Raw genomic sequence first — 16178 nt, 5'->3', positions numbered from 1 at the left:
TTTCAGGGCTCTGGCTGACGCAACATTTCAATATGGGGAATGCCGTCTTCGTCGTAGACGTCGGAGACCTGGGTAAAACCAAACTCTTCATAAAAGCGCTTCAAGTACAGTTGTGCTGAAATACGGATGGCGGCCTGCGGGTGTTCCCGCAGGGTGTGCTCGACACCCAGGCGCATTAATTCTTTACCAATGCCTGTACCCCGTGCGCTTTCGCGGGTTAGCACGCGGCCGATAGATGGCTCGGCATATTTCTTTCCGGGTGCAACCACGCGCAGATAAGCGAGTAGGGTGGGCGTGGTAGATTCAGTATCCCAGCACACCAGGTGCTTTGCATGCTGGTCTTTACCGTCCACATCCAGGTAAATACTTTCCTGTTCTACAGCGAAGACCTGCTGGCGCACGCGCAGGATTTCGTAGAGCTCGTCCGCCGTAAGCTGCTCGAATGAGAGCCAGCGGAAATGATGTGGTGGGATTGGTTTGGTCATGGCGCCATTGTATGGGTAGTAAGCAGCTGTCCGTTGGGACGGCTTATCTTTTCTTCGGGGAAATCCGCATCGTAATGTCCGCGTGGAAGACTTCCTCGCCATTGGTATCAAATACGCTGACGGGCATCACCACGTCCTGCGCAGAATCCCAGTGAAAATCATCGACTTTGCACACGGCGCGCAAATCGGTTTTGGCCATCTTCAGGTATTGCACGGTCATACCCACGGGAATCCAGCGAAAATTACTGTTTAGCGACACGTCCAGGCAAACACCGCCGGCGAGTTCCGCCGCGTTACACATAGCGATGGCGTGCACGGTTTTAATGTGGTTTTGTACCGCACGACGCTTTTTCAATTTCACCTCGACCAGGCCCGGCTTTATCTCCGTGAAGCGCGGTTTGATGGAGCTGAAGTAGGGTGCATTAAAGCAGACGATTTTGCTCACCAGCCAGCGGCCAAAGCCATTGCCGCCGAAGCTTTTCCAGAGTTTCAGGATCGGGCTTTTGGAGGGTACGTAGGTCATTGGTTATCTCGCGCTTGGCCACATAATGAAAGTCGTCATTCTTGCACCTTTGTCGCCGGCACATTAAGTATCAAACTGCCCGATAGGGTTGTCCATATCGTTTATTTAGTCGTAGCCGGTTTATAGCCGGGGAGGTGGTTAGTTTGCGAGCAAGCCACTTTGTAGATGCTCTGCCAGACGCATGGCTGCGGGGCTTGGCCGATTACTCTTGAAGTGCAGCCCAATGCCGATTTCGCCTAGCTTGGGCAGGCTCCCGGACGGCCTGAGGATACGCAGCGATTCGGGCACGGTGCTACGGGTGAGGGCGGTAATGCCGAGGCCGGCCTCGAGAGCGGACTGGATTCCATTCAGATCCGGAATGGTAAACACGTTGCGCCAAGGGATATCTGCCGATTGCAGGACTGTCTCCGCCCGTTTGCGGTACATGCAGCCATCCGGCGCGAGCACCAGGGGCAGGGGTTTAAGCAGGTGTGCCGAGAACTTGGGGCTCGCCACCCACACCAGATCGTCTTTCAAGACGATGTTTTCATCAAAAGTTTGCGAGTCTTCCTGCAGGGCCAAAATTAGGTCGAACTGATCCCGTTTGCCCTTGGCCAGCAGGTTGCGGCTCAGGTCACTGGTGACTTCCAGTGACACATCCGGGTAATTCTGCGAGAAGCTGCCAATAATGCGCGGCAGCAGTACCGATGCGAACTCGCTGGGAATGCCCAGGTGTAGCTTGCCGGTAACCGAACTGCCGGAGAACTCCAAAAGCAGCTCGTCGTTCAGGGCGAGGATTCTCTTTGCCTGGTCATAGACCCGTAAACCGCTTTCGGTCACATTGAGCGTGCGTCCGGAACGCAGTAGTAGCTGCCGTCCCAGGCGCTCCTCCAACTCCTTGATCTGCCGGCTGATGGCCGGCTGTGTCCGGGAGAGCAGCTCGCCAGCCTGACTGAATCCCCCGGTATCGATCACCGTGACCAGGGTTCTCAGCCACTCCATGGGAATGTTCTTGTGGGGTTGTTGCATAAGAAATTCTTATAGAAGAATCAGAACTATAAATTTTTAAAAGTCTATCAGCCGGGCTAGCATCGCTCAATAAATGCTAATTCGGGGCCCCTATGACCGTTCGGACATACCTTGGGGATCTCGTTCCCTCTCACCACCTTTGGACTAGCAGGTTAAACCGCCATGTCACTGAGTGTTTTTGATCTGTTCAAGATTGGTATCGGCCCGTCCAGTTCGCACACCGTAGGCCCAATGAAGGCCGCGGGGCAGTTCCTGCAATTGCTCAAGGCCCAGGGGCTGCTCGCCAAGACCGGCCGGGTGCAATCCCTGTTGTTTGGGTCCCTGGGGGCAACTGGTGTTGGCCACGGTACGACTAAGGCCGTGCTGCTGGGTCTGGAAGGTGCACAACCAGAAACCATCGATACCGCGCAAGTAGATACGCGGGTTGCGGAAATTGAAGCCCGGGGCCAGCTGATGCTGGCCGGGGAACGGACCATCCCGTTCGACCGCGATGTGGATATGCAGCTGCACGGGGAAGAGGAATTGGCGCATCACGCCAACGGCATGCGCTTTGCCGCATTTGCAGACGGCGGACAGTTGCTGCTGGAAGAAACCTATTACTCGGTGGGCGGCGGTTTCGTTGTCACCGAAGCCGAGGCGGCTGCAGACCAGTCCCTAGAGCAGAGTAAGGTGCAAGTACCGTTTGATTTCTCTAGCGGGGAGGAGCTGTTGGCGCTTTGCAAGCGTGAAGGGCTGTCCATCAGCGAAATCATGCGCGCGAACGAGTCTGCCTGGCGCGGCGATGCGGAAACCACCGCTGGCCTGCAGCAGATCTGGTCCGTTATGCAGGAATGTGTAACCAACGGTATTCGCAATGAAGGTGTGCTGCCGGGCGGCCTCGACGTGAAGCGCCGTGCGGCAGCACTCAATCAACAGCTACTGAGCCGACCGGAAGCGTGTCTTTCCGATCCCTTATCTGCGCTCGACTGGGTAACCCTTTATGCCCTCGCTGTGAACGAAGAAAACGCAGCGGGTGGGCGCATCGTTACCGCACCGACCAATGGTGCCGCCGGTATCGTGCCGGCAGTGCTGCACTATTACATGCGCTTCTCCAAGCAGCCCAGTGCCGGCGATGTCGAACGCTTCCTACTCACCGCAGCGGCGGTGGGCATTCTGTTTAAGAAAAACGCCTCGATCAGTGGTGCCGAAGTCGGCTGCCAGGGTGAGGTTGGCTCTGCCTGCTCCATGGCGGCTGCGGGCCTGGCGGAGGTGCTGGGCGGCACCCCGGAGCAAGTGGAAAACGCGGCGGAAATCGCCATGGAGCACAACCTTGGGCTTACCTGCGACCCGGTAGGTGGCTTGGTACAGGTGCCGTGTATTGAGCGCAATGCCATGGCCTCCATCAAGGCAATCAGCGCGGCGCGGATGGCATTACGTGGCGATGGCCAGCACCTGGTTTCCCTCGACAAGGTGATTCGCACCATGCGTGATACCGGGCGCGATATGCAAGACAAGTACAAAGAAACTGCACGTGGCGGGCTGGCGGTCAATGTGATCGATGTGCCTGTCAGTGTGATCGAATGTTAACGACGGACGACGACCATGGCCCAGAACTCCCTCAAGCACTCTCTCAAGGATTCACTGAAAACCCCACTGTACGATTTGCACGTTGAACTCGGCGGAAAAATGGTGCCGTTTGCGGGTTATGCCATGCCGGTACAATACGCCGCCGGTATTGTGCGCGAACATCAACACACCCGCGATGCCATCGGCATTTTCGACGTCTCCCATATGGGACAGATGCTGGTGAGTGGCGAGGGTGTTGCGGAGGCCCTGGAAGCATTACTTCCTATTGATGTGGCGGGTCTGGGAATTAACCAGCAGTGCTATAGCGTGTTGACCACGGAAAGCGGCGGCATTCTGGATGATTTGATTGTTACCCGCTGGTCCGAGAACGAGTTTTTCCTGGTGGTGAACGCGGCAACATCCGCAGGGGACCTGAAGCATCTGCAAAACCACCTGCGCGGTTGTGATATCCGTGTACTGGGCCAGCGTGCACTGCTGGCAGTGCAGGGTCCCAAGGCCGGTGAATTGATTGGTGAGTTGGCCCCTGAAACCCGCGCGCTGACGTTTATGCACGGCGTGCATACCAAACTGTTTGATCATGATTGTTACATCACCCGTTCCGGTTACACCGGCGAAGATGGATTCGAAATTTCTGTCGCCGACACGGCCGTGGAGGCGGTTACCCGCGAGCTGCTGAAAGACCCTCGCACCGCCATGATTGGTCTCGGTGCGCGCGACACCCTGCGTCTGGAAGCCGGCCTGTGCCTGTATGGCAATGATATGGATCGCACCACCTCACCGATCGAAGCCGGGCTGCAGTGGAGTATTGCTCGTTCACGTCGTGCCGGCGGTGACAAGGCCGGTGGTTTCTTGGGGGCCGAGACCGTTTTTGCCCAGATGGAAGAGGGCGTTTCTCGCAAGCGGGTTGGTTTTACCGTTGCCGGCAAGGTGCCGGTACGTGCTGGCGCTGATGTTATCGACGAGGCGGGTAATATCGTCGGCAAGGTAACCAGTGGCGGCTTCGGTCCGACTCTGGGTGCGTCCATCGGTATGGCTTATCTCGACCGCGGCTATGAAAAAGTGGGCACGGATTTGTACGCACTGGTGCGCGGCAAGCAGATTGCCATCACTGTGGCAAAAACGCCGTTTGTTCCCCAGCGCTATTACCGTGGCTGATTGGCCCCATCACACAAGGTTTCAAATAAAGCGATAGGTTCGCCAGCGGACGACGCTGTGCATAGAAGGAAAAAGCATCATGAGCAATGTGAAGTACACAAAATCCCACGAGTGGTTTCGCGCAGAGGGAGACTTAGTCACTGTCGGTATTACCGATTTTGCGCAGTCGCAGTTGGGAGATGTGGTGTTCGTGGAATTGCCCGAGGCAGAGCGTGCGCTGGAAGCCGACGAAGAGGCCGCGGTGATTGAATCGGTGAAAGCCGCTGGCGATATTTCACTGCCGTTTGCCGCGACGGTGGTTGAAGTCAACACCGCCGTGGAAGAAGCCCCTGAGTTGGTCAACGAAGATCCGGAAGGTGAGGGGTGGTTTTTCCGTGTGCGTCTCGAAGATCCCAGTGCGCTCGATGCACTGATGAGTGCCGAAGAATACGCCGAGCAGGCTGAAGGCTAAGCGCGAGCAGGAAAAGAACAGGAGCAAGAAACGCATATGCTAAAGGTAAAAAACACCCTGACCGCGCTGGAAGACCACGCGGAGTTTTCGCGCCGACATATCGGTCCCGCTGTATCGGATACCAATGCCATGCTCGCCGCCCTCGGCCACACGAGCCTGGATGCTTTTATTAGTGAAGTAGTCCCCGCGCATATCCGCGAAACGGAATCACTTTCCATTGAAGATGGGATCCGTGAGCACGAAGCGCTGGCAGAAATCCGCGCACTGGCGGAGCAGAATAAACCCCTGAAGTCCTTTATTGGTCAGGGCTATTTCGGTACCCGCACGCCGAATGTGATTCTGCGCAATATTCTGGAAAACCCTGCCTGGTATACCGCCTATACCCCTTACCAGCCGGAGATTTCCCAGGGCCGCCTGGAAGCCTTGTTTAATTTTCAGACTATGGTCTGTGAGCTGACCGGGATGGACCTGGCCAACGCTTCCATGCTGGACGAGGCCACGGCTGCTGCAGAGGCGATGACCCTGTGTCAGCGCATGAGCAAGTCAAAGTCTAATGTATTCTTTGTGGATACCGATTGTTTGCCGCAGACCATCGAGGTGTTGCGCACCCGCGCCGAGCCACTGGGTATCGAGCTGGTAATTGGCGATGCAAATGAAGGTTTAGGGGAGCAAGAGGTATTTGGGGCGCTGCTGCAATACCCGGGCACCAGCGGTGCCGTGCAGGATCACCGTGCGTTGATCGATGCGGTGCATGCCCAGCGCGGCCTGGTGGTAATGGCCGCAGATATCCTGAGCCTGTTGATGCTGACTTCGCCCGGTGCGCTGGGTGCGGATGTAGCCGTTGGCTCCACCCAGCGTTTCGGTGTCCCCATGGGTTTCGGCGGCCCGCACGCGGCTTATATGGCAACCCGCCAGGCTTACAAGCGCTCGCTGCCCGGTCGCCTCGTCGGCCAGTCTATCGACAGCAATGGTAATCCCGCATTCCGTCTCGCCCTGCAAACCCGTGAGCAACATATCCGCCGTGAGAAAGCCACCTCCAACATCTGTACTGCGCAGGTGCTGCTGGCGGTCATGGCGTCCATGTATGCGGTGTACCACGGCCCGGCGGGACTAAAAAATATCGCCAATCGGGTACACCACCTGGCCAGTGTTGCCGCGCTGGGTCTGGGCAAGCTCGGCGTCTCCATCGCAAACACAACTTGGTTCGATACCTTGACACTTGCGGTCGACGGCAAAGCACAGGCGCTGCACCAGAAGGCCCGTGAGGGTGGGTTTAACTTGCGTGTGGTCGATGACTCTCATGTCGGCGTTACGCTGGATGAAACCTCTACCCGCGAAGATGTGGAAGCAATCTGGTCCCTGTTTGCGGGCGAGGACGTTTTGGATTTCGACGCACTGGAATCCGATGTCGCACCGGTGTTGCCGGGCGAGCTATTGCGCAGTGACAAGCCGTTGACTCAGGAAGTGTTCAACCGCTACCACTCCGAGACCGAAATGCTGCGCTACCTGCGCAAGCTTGCGGACAAGGACATTGCGCTGGACCGCTCCATGATCCCGCTGGGTTCCTGCACCATGAAGCTAAATGCCACCGCGGAAATGATCCCGGTGACCTGGCCAGAGTTTGCCAACGTGCATCCGCTGGTGCCGGCAGAGCAGGTAACTGGTTATTTGCAGTTGGTGGAATCCCTCGAAGCCATGTTGTGTGAGATCACAGGTTACGATGCTATCTCCCTGCAGCCCAATGCCGGCTCTCAGGGGGAATATGCGGGCCTGTTGGCCATTCGTGCCTACCATGCCAGCCGTGGTGAAGAGGAGCGGAACATCTGTTTGATCCCAAGCTCCGCCCACGGTACTAATCCGGCTTCCGCCCAGATGTGTGGCATGCGCGTGGTGGTGGTGAAGTGCGATGAAAATGGCAACGTTTGCCTGGAAGACCTGCGCGCGCGTGCTGAAGAGCACAGCGAGCGCCTCGCCGCAATCATGGTGACTTACCCTTCAACCCACGGCGTGTTTGAAGAGGGCATCAATGACATTGCCGAAATTGTGCATACCCATGGCGGCCAGGTATATATAGATGGCGCCAACCTAAATGCCATGGTGGGTTTATGTAAGCCCGGTAAATTCGGCGGCGATGTATCGCACCTGAACCTGCATAAAACCTTCTGCATTCCTCACGGTGGGGGTGGCCCCGGTGTAGGTCCGGTCGCGGTGCGCGAGCATCTGGCGGAATTCCTGCCGGGTTCAATTGCCGGCGGCAGTGGTGCGGCTGGCCGCGCCGGAGTGCCGGTATCCGCCGCGAGCGTGGGCTCGGCGAGCATTCTGCCCATCACCTGGACGTACATCCGTATGATGGGGCGGGAAGGGCTGCGTTCAGCAACCGAGCTGGCAATTCTCAACGCCAACTACATCGCCCATCGTCTGGAAGACAGTTATTCGATTCTGTATCGCGGCACTAATGGTCGTGTGGCCCACGAATGTATTGTGGACCTGCGCCCTCTGAAGGAGTCCAGTGGTATTTCTGGAGAGGACGTGGCCAAACGCCTGGTGGACTACGGTTTCCACGCGCCCACCATGTCGTTCCCGGTTGCCGGCACGCTGATGATCGAGCCTACGGAAAGCGAATCCCTGCAGGAGCTGGACCGCTTCTGTGACGCAATGATTCAGATCCGTGCGGAAATTGCCAAGGTGGAGGCGGGCGAGTGGCCGTTGGAGAGCAACCCACTAATCAATGCACCGCATACCGCGGAAGTATTGGTTGAGGAAAGCTGGAACCACGCCTACAGTCGAGCCGAAGCGGTGTACCCGCTAGAGCGTTTGCGCCGGGAAAAATACTGGCCGCCGGTTGGGCGGGTCGATAACGTGTATGGAGACAAGAATCTGATCTGCTCTTGCCCATCGATTGAAGACTACATGGAGAGCTAAGCAGGTTCCCTGTAAAGCAATGAGCCCGCACTTTGTCGCGCAACATTCATTGTTGGCAAAGTGCGGGCTCATTTTTTTCCGGGAGGCGGGTGACGAAGCACACTCCGCGAATTCGGAATTTACTCGGGCATTGCGGAGGAGTGGTGCTCCACGATCAGCCAGCGCTGACCATTCCAGCGGTACACAAAGGTGTACCGGGCCTGCACAACCGCGCCGTCCGCGAAGGTGAAAGTGTACACGCCGGAGTTGATGGCGAGCTCACCAAAGGTGCGGATATTCGCTTCGTCGATTTTTCCCTGAGGGCCTTTGGCCAGGAAATGCACGAAGTAATCTTCGATCTCTGCGTGATTGTGACGAACCTTGTTCGACACAGTCGGTAGCAGGATGCCATTGCTCTCATACAGCGCAGCGACGTTTTTGGGGTTTCCAGTCTGCAGCGCATTGTTCCATTCATCGAACAGCGCCAGGATTTCGTTATCGTTCATTCTGTAACCTGTATCTCGGGGGCGATCTGGGGCCATTTGGCGGCCAAAAAGTGTCCAGATTTTTCGGGGCTTTCGAACCGCGGCTGGTCGGTCACGGAATCGAAGGGGGGCGATGATACAGAATACAGCGGCACATTAAAACGTCGTGCCTATTGTGGTGATAGCGGTAATTGAAACTGCTGTGGTCAGTGAAGCAGTGAGGTCAATGGAATACTTTCTGGGTTGGAACGACTGAAATAGAGCTATTGCTGACCATTCAAGAATGCCAGACTCCTCTTTCCTGATTTTTGTAAAAATATGAACAAAAACAGATAATTAGGGTCTGTGAGGCCTACGAAGAAAACTTTAAACGGCTGCACCAGCAGCTCTGTTTGGCCCCGATTTCGAGTTTTTAGACTTTCTTACTCGTTTTGATGTATATCGGAGAATGAAATGCGCAAATCTCTTCTAGCTGTAGCCATCGTGGCCATTGCAGCCTGTTCCGAATCGCCCAAGAACGATTCTTCCACTTCGGCACAGGCCCCGGAAGTAGAAAAAACTCAGGCGGCGAGCGACGTGACTGCTCAGGCAACCCAGGAAAACCCGTTGCTGGCTGCCAGTGAGCTGCAATACCAGGCTCCGGATTTCAGCCGTATCAAAGACGAGCACTTTGAGCCTGCATTTGAGCAGGGTATGGCGGAACACCTGCAACAAATTGAGGCGATTGCTAAAAGCTCCGAGCCGGTAACCTTTAACAACACCATTGTGGCGATGGAAGAAGCCGGCGCGCTGCTGACCCGCGTATCCCGTGTGTTCTTTAACTTGGTTGGTACCGACAGCAACGAAGCCCGTCGTGCGCTGCAGAGCAAAATGGCTCCGCGCCTGGCAGCCCACTCTGACAGCATCTACCTGAATGCCGACCTGTTTGCCCGCGTGGAATCTCTGTACAACCAGCGCGTAGCATTGGAGATGGACCCGGAGTCCGAGCGCCTGCTGGAAGTCTATTACGATAACTTTGTTAAGGCGGGGGCGAAGCTCTCCGCTGAGCAAAAAGACACGCTGCGCGCGCTGAACGAAGAGCACTCCACGCTCACCACCCAGTTCAGCCAGAACCTGCTGAAGCTCAGCAAGGCGATCGCTGTTGTGGTTGATGACAAGGCGGAACTGGAAGGTCTCTCCGACGCGCAGATCAAGTCTGCCGCCGCAGCAGCCAAGGCGGCGGGTCACGAAGACAAATACCTGATCAGCATTACCAACACTACTCGCCAGCCGGTACTCACCTTGCTGAAAAATCGCGAGTTGCGTCAGCGTATCTGGGAAGCTTCTGCAAACCGTGGTACTTCTGGTGAGCTGGATAATCAGCCGCTCGTACAGCGCCTGGTACAGATCCGTGCGCAAAAGGCTGGCCTGCTGGGTTACGACAACTGGGCCGAGTACCAGTTGGTTAACACCATGGCGGAAAAGCCGGAAAGCGTGATGAACATGCTGAATTCCATGGTGCCGGCGGTGGTCAGCAACACCAAGGCTGAACAGGCCGCGATTCAGGCGATGATCGAAAAAGAGGGCGGCGATTTTGACGTCCAGCCTTGGGACTGGGCCTACTACGCGGAAAAAGTACGTCAGGCGAAATACGACCTGAACGAAAACGAAGTGCGTGAGTACTTTGAATTCAATCGCGTGCTGCACGATGGCCTGTTCTACACCATGAACCGTCTGTACGGCATTCGTTTTGAAGCCCGCCCGGATCTTCCTGTATACCACCCGGATGTGCAGGCGTTTGAACTGTTTGATCACGATGGCAAGAGCCTGGCAATTTTCTACGCCGACTACTTCGCCCGTGAAGGCAAGCGTGGCGGTGCCTGGATGAGTGCATTTGTTGGTCAGTCCGGTCTGCTTGAGCAGAAGCCGGTTGTGGTCAACGTGATGAATATCCCTAAAGGCCCGGAAGGTGAGCCGACACTGGTGAGCTTTGACCATGTCACTACGATGTTCCACGAGCTGGGCCATGGTATTCACGGTATGTTCTCCGATGTGCGCTACCCAACTCTGGCCGGTACCAGCGTTTCCCGCGATTTCGTTGAGTTCCCGTCTACTTTTGAAGAGGACTGGGCAGCGACGCCGGAAGTTCTGGAAAACTACGCTTTCCATTACAAGACCGGTGAGCGAATTCCTGATGAGCTGTTGGCCAAAGTGTTGAAGGCGAAGAACTTCAATATGGGCTTCGATACTCTTGAGTACATGTCTGCCGCGCTGTTGGATATGGAGTGGCACTCCCTGCCTGCTGATTCCGAACTGCAAGATGTGGCGAAGTTTGAAGCCAAGGCGCTTGAGAAGCACGGTGTAGACCTGCCTGCGGTACCGCCGCGCTACAAGTCTACGTACTTTGCTCACTCCATCGGTGGTGGTTACTCGGCGGGTTACTACGCTTACATGTGGAGTGAAATTCTGGCGGCGGATGCGTTCGCTTACGTGAAAGAGCGTGGCGGTCTGACCCGCAAGAATGGCGACTGGTACCGTAAGAACATTCTTGAGGTGGGTAACTCTCGTCCGCCGATGGAATCATACAAGAAGTTCCGTGGCCAAGAGCCGACTACAGATGCGTTACTGATTCGCCGTGGCTTGAGCCCACAAGCCGGAGAGTAATTCACCAAGGCCGCGCAGAAATGCGCGGCCTTTTTCTTTCCCCTGTGTGCTCCATTCGCTGAGCGCCTTACTGGTTTCGCGGTACGAGGTAATCCGTCACCGGATGACGTCGGAACATGCGAAACGACATCACCACATAGATCAATGACCCTGCACTGATCCCCATCAGCGAGTACTGTATATTCGGCAGGAAAGTACTGCCCACGGTAATCGCCAGGCACACCGTTGAATTGAGGATGATCCCTGGTCGCCACGGCGGAAAGAGTTGCCAGTAAGGCAGCTGCTTGCCGATATAAAATGCCACCATGCCGCATATTGCCAGTCGATTGAATGTCGTGCGGTTCATGTCGTCGACAATGGTGTACTTGATCATTTCTGATAGCAGCAGAAGCCCCATGCACAGTAAAAGGTGGGAAAGGGTTAGCAGGTTGCCGGAGGACAATCGCGAAGCGCGCTCAAGCAATGGGAAAGCGTCGTAGTAGATCCACCAGAACCCCCAGGCCATAGCGAAACCACTGACCGCGGCGCCGACCCGCAGTGGGGTCCAGTCGACTTGGGAGAGGCTGCCGACGATGGAGATGACGGACTCTCCCAGCAAAATGATGATCATCAGTCCAATGCGTTCAACCAGATGAGAGCGGTGCACCGGGTGTTGACAGGCGTTGTGACGCAAATACCCCTGCCAGCAAATGTCGATGACGATACCCAAGTAAAACACGATGTACTGTATTGGGCCGTCCAGGAAAAATGCGAAGCCGCTCACCAGGGCACCACAAGTGATCGACTGGGCAAGTTTCCGGGCGCAGCGCAGCTCGTGCTTTTGTTTGTTGTACACCGCGAAATACATGCCCGCCAAAATCAAGCGGATCACCACATACGTCATCACATATGCATCAAATTCTCCTGACAAACTCCGTTCCGAGTAGGTGGAGAGCAGCACAACAAGCGCCATGATGAGCAGTGCGATGATCCGATGGGTACGGTCATCCTGGTCGAAGCGGTTCGCGTAGAGGGTGTGGGTCATCCATATCCACCACACGGGAATGAATACCAGTGGAAAGCGGAGTAGCTGCTCAACGGTCAGGTGGCCGTGCACCGTGTGTGCCAGGTCGTTGGAGACGGCGCTGATAACGGCGACAAAAACCAGATCAAAGAACAGTTCGAGCCAGGTGGCCCGCCGATTGTCAGCTTGGGAGAGCGTGCGATCCGTGGCTGGCATGTCGCGCAGCTACCCGCTCGATATTGACGATACTGGTGCGAGAGTAGGTGCCTTCATCAATGTGCTCGCTACGCTTTTGGCTCGACTTCAATCGCAACTTCATTGACGCGCATCAATGGCAGAGAGAAGGGGGAATTATAGCGGTTGAAAATCGGCGTTCCTTTTGTGGTAAGCCCTGCTGCCCGCAATGCCTCTAATAGGCTGCGCTCTTCTGCACGATAGCGCTCCTGGCTCCAGCCACCGCGATAACGGCGAACCGCCATTAATCGTTCCGGTATCTGTCTTAGAGTGACTGCCTGATTATTCGGCTTCGGCAGGGTTTCCATGGTGTACTCTGCGGGCATAAAAAAGTTCACCCGGTAGCGTTGCTTGCCGTTTGTGCTCGGTTCTCCTGTGACTTCTGCAGTGGGTTGCTGTGCCACCGGTGCGGTCATCGCGATTTTCTCGCTGGCCTGTTGTTGCACTGGCGCTGTCATCGACATTTTCTTCTGGCTTAAATTATTACCGAAGATATAGTCCGCCAGCACCCGGAAGGCCAAGCCACTGGCATTTTCGAAGGTAGATTCGACTTCGACTTCGGCGACGATCTGCGGGGCGTAACGTCGCAGTTCAAAGTCCGAATGTGTCTCAACCACCGTGTGCTGAGGTGTTTCTATTGCCGAAGCCATGGTTGCTCCCAAAAATCCGATCAGGGCAATACCGAGACGTACCAGGTGCCACATGATGGCTACCTCCCAAAAAGCGCTGTCATTTCAGGATAGTACGGGGCGGCTGTTGGATCGGATTGGTATATGGCGCCGCGACTATTTCGAGGTTGTACGCCATACCCAGAGCAGAGATTGGGTAGTCAACGGTCGCAGTGATGCTTATTGGATGGGCTTCGGGTCGGGCTTTCCGCGCTCTCCACCCACATACAGCAGGCACACAATTAGCCCGGCCAGCGCGAGATAAGCGTTAACGGTAAACGCACGGTCGATCCCGGTGGCAATATCGGGTGCCATAGCCACGATTGTGGTATTCATGCCGAGCCCGATGGCACCGCCGGCAATCTGGAACATATACAGGATGGCACCGGCGAGACTCGCGCGACTCGGATGTACCACGGTGATGGCGGCGGTTGTGATGGTCGAGTAGAACAGGCCGATGCCGGCACCCAGCACCACCATGCCAAAGATCAGGGAAGAATACTGGGTATCTTTGGTTAAATGGGAGAGCAAATACATGCCACCTCCCAGACAGATCGCCCCCGCCGAAACGATCATTTTCGCCCCCAGCTTTTCATACAAATGCCCGGAGATAAACGACATGAGGCCGAAGGTGACCATCATCGGCAGCAGGCCCGCGCCCGCACGCATGGCGGAGTAATCACGGACTTTTGTAAGGAACTGTGGGATATACAACAGCGCCGCGAAGAACACCACGGATAGCAGTAATGTCGCGAGGCCTGCGGCAAAGAACTTGCGGTTGCTTGCAACATCTTCGGGAATCAGCGCGTTCATTCCCGCGCGTTTCTCAACGTGCAGGAAAATGGCCATAAAGATGAGAAAACCGCTGAGCAAACCGATAATCAGGGGGCTTTTGAAGCCTACGTCTACCACCATATCCAGGGCCAGCAGCAGGCCAAACAGTGACAGGGAGAGGCTGGCAACACCGCGGTAGTCGATACGCTCATTATTGTTTTCGGGGCGCTCGTCCGGGATTTCTTTCCAGCAGACAAACAGGGCGAGCGCGGCAATGGGTAGATTGATAAAGAAAATCCAGCGCCAACTCAGGTAATCGGTGAGTGTGCCCCCAAGCAGTGGGCCAATGGCGTTGGCAATACCGCACACCGTCATGATCAGTCCTCCGGCGAGGCCTGCGCGATCGTCGGGCATGATTTGGTAGGTCATCCCGAGCACCGCCGGCCAGATCATTGCCGCGCCAATACCCATTAATGCACGCGACACGAGTAGCGTCGAAATGTCGACCGCCAGGCCGCCAAGCAGAGAAAATACACAAAAGATAAAGGTGCCGAGAAAGAACATACGTCGGCGCCCAAACATATCCGCCAGGCGTCCGCCGGAAATAATCAATACGCCGAATACCAGAGCGTAACCATTTATAACCCACTGCGTCGTGGTAATGTCAGAGTGGAATTCTTTCTCCATGGCGGGCAGTGCCACAGAGAAAGCGGTAAAGTCATTGGCAATCAGGAAGATGGCAAACGTAAGGGCCATCAGGCCAAGAAACTGTGATCTAGTCAGTGGGGTTTTGGTGTCTGCCATGCTCTGTCGCCTGGGGTGTCGCAAATGATTGTCGGACGTAGTAGATGAGGCTTACAGAGTTTGGTTCAAAACCGGTAATTTGTGCGGGCGAATTTCCTGTTAATCGCGTGATATAACGCGCCCACAGGCTATGCCTGTGGGTCGCTTTCCAGTGTTGTGATGGGTGCCGCTACCGGTTCAGATGTGCGTAAACGCAAGGCCAGCGCCCAAAGTGCGACCATGAGCGCGAAAATACCAAACAATACGAACGGGCCGGATTCACGCCAACCGTCGAACAGGTAACCACCCACCTTGGTTGCGATTAAGATCCCCAAAGCCCCGGTAAAATTGAACACCGCAACAATTGGGCCGCGAAGAGATTCGGAAGAGCGCTCGTTAATCAATACGCCGCTGGCGATAATACAGCCCACTTCACCCATCCCAATAAACACCGCGCAAATCATCATGGCTTGGCTGAAGGGGTCTGAAACGAATCCGGTCGCCATGTAGCCCAGAGCAGAAATCAGTAGGGCAACAACCAGAGCGCTGACGCGATTGAGCTTGTCCGCCATTATGCCGAATAGCGGTGCGGTCATTAGCGCCGTGCCCTGAGCGATCACCACCATATTTGCCGCTTTCTTTAGTGCCTCGGAAGTTTCCAGGTCCATGACCTGTGTTCCGTAGTTGGTGCCCCAAAGAGCAAAGAAGGTACCGACAATTGCCAGGTTTCCACGGGCAACGAACGATGCGCCATACGCGAGAGCAATCGCTGGGTCTTTCGCCGCGGCAAAGCCTTGCTTCAATTGCTGTAGTGCTGGCTGCTTTTTTTGAGCAGAAGTTGGCCAGTCACGGCGAAGGCCAAACCACATATATATGGCGGCAACAATACATAAGGCAGCGCCCGCAGCGTATGCCAGGGTTCCCGCGACGATAGGGTCATAGCCTTGCGATTGAAAGATGCTTGGCAGGCGCAACAAAAGAAAAATTGTGAATACGGCACCAAGGCCATTCATAAAACCTTGAATACCTGCTGCTTTGCCACGTGATTCATCTGAAAAGTAGTCTCCGATGAGCATCACCACAATACAGGTTATGGCGGCTAAGCCACAGGCGCAGATGATTCTGGCCAATAGCACTCCGGCATACGAATCGGACAACGGGAACGCAAATAGGCCTACGGCAGTCAGCAAAAATCCAATGACCATTACCACGCGTCGACCGCGCCTGTCCGCCATTGGGCCAAATATCAGAAGGGAAATCATTAAGGCAATTTCCCCCCAAAAGCCCAAATCACCCGCTAGACGGCCATGCTCCGATTCCGGAATATTAAGGAACTCGATAAACAAATAACCGAACATTTGCGGTGCGAAGGTGCCCATTGCAATCAACAGGAAGCTCGCCACATAAAATGTGATGATGTGTCGGGGTATTGTGTTTTGCGATAAATTCAGCCAAAGAAATCGTGATGTTTTCATGTTTTTATATCCCGATGGCAATGA

Annotated in this window: 13 protein-coding genes; 5 read left to right on the top strand and 8 right to left on the bottom strand. The window is 55.5% G+C overall.

Features of this window, described 5'->3' with window-relative positions:
• Positions 1-2: 2 nt before the first annotated feature.
• The 3 genes from KUV22_RS03965 to KUV22_RS03955 all read right to left on the bottom strand — a co-directional run bounded on the left by KUV22_RS03965 (position 3) and on the right by KUV22_RS03955 (position 2016).
• Entirely contained in the window at positions 3-485 is a 483-nt protein-coding gene (locus tag KUV22_RS03965) for a GNAT family N-acetyltransferase (RefSeq protein ID WP_222228559.1), read from the bottom strand.
• 43 nt (positions 486-528) lie between these two features.
• A complete protein-coding gene (locus KUV22_RS03960) occupies positions 529-1008 on the bottom strand; it encodes a hotdog fold domain-containing protein (protein WP_222228557.1) in 480 nt (159 codons plus the stop codon).
• Between the two features lie 138 nt (positions 1009-1146).
• Complete coding sequence (locus KUV22_RS03955) at positions 1147-2016, bottom strand: LysR family transcriptional regulator (RefSeq protein ID WP_222228555.1); 870 nt, start codon at positions 2014-2016, stop codon at positions 1147-1149.
• A 162-nt stretch (positions 2017-2178) separates the two neighbouring features.
• Between KUV22_RS03955 and KUV22_RS03950 the strand changes: the two genes are divergently transcribed.
• The 4 genes from KUV22_RS03950 (at position 2179) to gcvP (ending at position 8110) form a co-directional block, all read left to right on the top strand.
• On the top strand, positions 2179-3582 hold the full coding sequence (locus tag KUV22_RS03950) for an L-serine ammonia-lyase (RefSeq protein ID WP_222228553.1): 1404 nt from the start codon (positions 2179-2181) through the stop codon (positions 3580-3582).
• A 15-nt stretch (positions 3583-3597) separates the two neighbouring features.
• Complete coding sequence (gcvT, locus tag KUV22_RS03945) at positions 3598-4737, top strand: glycine cleavage system aminomethyltransferase GcvT (protein ID WP_222228551.1); 1140 nt, start codon at positions 3598-3600, stop codon at positions 4735-4737.
• Between the two features lie 79 nt (positions 4738-4816).
• The gene (gene gcvH / locus KUV22_RS03940; RefSeq protein ID WP_222228549.1) at positions 4817-5188 is read left to right on the top strand and encodes a glycine cleavage system protein GcvH; all 372 of its coding nucleotides are present in this window, start codon (positions 4817-4819) and stop codon (positions 5186-5188) included.
• Between the two features lie 36 nt (positions 5189-5224).
• The gene (gene gcvP / locus KUV22_RS03935) at positions 5225-8110 is read left to right on the top strand and encodes an aminomethyl-transferring glycine dehydrogenase (RefSeq protein WP_222228547.1); all 2886 of its coding nucleotides are present in this window, start codon (positions 5225-5227) and stop codon (positions 8108-8110) included.
• A 119-nt stretch (positions 8111-8229) separates the two neighbouring features.
• On the opposite strand, the gene KUV22_RS03930 is transcribed toward gcvP, so the two are convergent.
• Entirely contained in the window at positions 8230-8595 is a 366-nt protein-coding gene (locus KUV22_RS03930; RefSeq protein ID WP_222228545.1) for an SgcJ/EcaC family oxidoreductase, read from the bottom strand.
• Between the two features lie 432 nt (positions 8596-9027).
• On the opposite strand from KUV22_RS03930, the gene KUV22_RS03925 reads away from it, so the two are divergent.
• The gene (locus tag KUV22_RS03925) at positions 9028-11217 is read left to right on the top strand and encodes a M3 family metallopeptidase (RefSeq protein ID WP_222228543.1); all 2190 of its coding nucleotides are present in this window, start codon (positions 9028-9030) and stop codon (positions 11215-11217) included.
• Between the two features lie 67 nt (positions 11218-11284).
• On the opposite strand, the gene KUV22_RS03920 is transcribed toward KUV22_RS03925, so the two are convergent.
• The 4 genes from KUV22_RS03920 to KUV22_RS03905 all read right to left on the bottom strand — a co-directional run bounded on the left by KUV22_RS03920 (position 11285) and on the right by KUV22_RS03905 (position 16154).
• Entirely contained in the window at positions 11285-12436 is a 1152-nt protein-coding gene (locus KUV22_RS03920) for a low temperature requirement protein A (RefSeq protein WP_222228542.1), read from the bottom strand.
• Between the two features lie 68 nt (positions 12437-12504).
• Positions 12505-13158 (bottom strand): SOUL family heme-binding protein, encoded by a 654-nt coding sequence (locus KUV22_RS03915; RefSeq protein WP_222228541.1) that lies wholly within the window; start codon positions 13156-13158, stop codon positions 12505-12507.
• A 144-nt stretch (positions 13159-13302) separates the two neighbouring features.
• Positions 13303-14700: an MFS transporter gene (locus KUV22_RS03910; RefSeq protein ID WP_222228539.1), complete on the bottom strand. Its 1398-nt coding sequence runs from the start codon at positions 14698-14700 to the stop codon at positions 13303-13305.
• Between the two features lie 128 nt (positions 14701-14828).
• A complete protein-coding gene (locus KUV22_RS03905; protein ID WP_222228537.1) occupies positions 14829-16154 on the bottom strand; it encodes an MFS transporter in 1326 nt (441 codons plus the stop codon).
• Between the last annotated feature and the right edge of the window lie 24 nt (positions 16155-16178).

This window comes from Microbulbifer agarilyticus (assembly GCF_019800665.1).
Lineage (GTDB): Bacteria > Pseudomonadota > Gammaproteobacteria > Pseudomonadales > Cellvibrionaceae > Microbulbifer > Microbulbifer agarilyticus_C.
This window is presented reverse-complemented; position numbering and strand designations above follow the sequence as displayed.